At 50.7% G+C, this 875-nt stretch carries 7 tRNA genes; all 7 read left to right on the top strand.

Annotated elements, in window-relative coordinates:
• Window positions 1-41: 41 nt before the first annotated feature.
• The 7 genes from C9J41_RS21635 to C9J41_RS21605 all read left to right on the top strand — a co-directional run bounded on the left by C9J41_RS21635 (window position 42) and on the right by C9J41_RS21605 (window position 851).
• Window positions 42-118 (top strand) — tRNA-Met (locus tag C9J41_RS21635).
• A 20-nt stretch (window positions 119-138) separates the two neighbouring features.
• Window positions 139-214 (top strand) — tRNA-Gly (locus C9J41_RS21630).
• Between the two features lie 71 nt (window positions 215-285).
• Window positions 286-362, top strand: a tRNA-Met gene (locus C9J41_RS21625).
• Window positions 363-384: 22 nt separating this feature from the next.
• Window positions 385-460, top strand: a tRNA-Gly gene (locus C9J41_RS21620).
• Between the two features lie 89 nt (window positions 461-549).
• Window positions 550-626: transfer RNA gene (locus C9J41_RS21615), tRNA-Met, on the top strand.
• 21 nt (window positions 627-647) lie between these two features.
• Window positions 648-723 (top strand) — tRNA-Gly (locus C9J41_RS21610).
• A gap of 52 nt (window positions 724-775) precedes the next feature.
• Window positions 776-851: transfer RNA gene (locus tag C9J41_RS21605), tRNA-Gly, on the top strand.
• The last annotated feature ends 24 nt before the right edge of the window (window positions 852-875 follow it).

Here is an 875-nt window from a genome sequence, read left to right as displayed (position 1 = left end):
AAAATAGTTGTCACCCAACTTAAAACAGGTGAAAAATCGGACGCGGGGTGGAGCAGCTTGGTAGCTCGTCGGGCTCATAACCCGAAGGTCGTTGGTTCAAATCCAGCCCCCGCAACCAATCTCTTTAAGAGATGTGATGCGACACTAGCTCAGCTGGTAGAGCGCAACCTTGCCAAGGTTGAGGTCACGAGTTCGAACCTCGTGTGTCGCTCCAAATTGATATTCATGGCTACGGCGGTGAATAAAAATAGTTGTCACCCAACTTAAAACAGGTGCAAAATCGGACGCGGGGTGGAGCAGCTTGGTAGCTCGTCGGGCTCATAACCCGAAGGTCGTTGGTTCAAATCCGGCCCCCGCAACCAATCTCTTTTAAAGAGATGTGATGCGACACTAGCTCAGCTGGTAGAGCGCAACCTTGCCAAGGTTGAGGTCACGAGTTCGAACCTCGTGTGTCGCTCCACTTTTTTACTTGCTAGAGAAGTGATATTCATGGCTACGGCGATGGATAAAAATAGTTGTCACCCAACTTAAAATAGGTGAAAAATCGGACGCGGGGTGGAGCAGCTTGGTAGCTCGTCGGGCTCATAACCCGAAGGTCGTTGGTTCAAATCCAGCCCCCGCAACCAATCTCTTTTAAGAGATGTGATGCGACACTAGCTCAGCTGGTAGAGCGCAACCTTGCCAAGGTTGAGGTCACGAGTTCGAACCTCGTGTGTCGCTCCAATTTGATAGTTCATGGCGAAAGCGGTGAACGTTAGGTGAAAGACCTAGCTATGCGACACTAGCTCAGCTGGTAGAGCGCAACCTTGCCAAGGTTGAGGTCACGAGTTCGAACCTCGTGTGTCGCTCCAATTTGATAGTTCATGGCGAAAGCG

This window comes from Photobacterium sp. GB-50 (assembly GCF_003026755.1).
Lineage (GTDB): Bacteria > Pseudomonadota > Gammaproteobacteria > Enterobacterales > Vibrionaceae > Photobacterium.
This window is presented reverse-complemented; position numbering and strand designations above follow the sequence as displayed.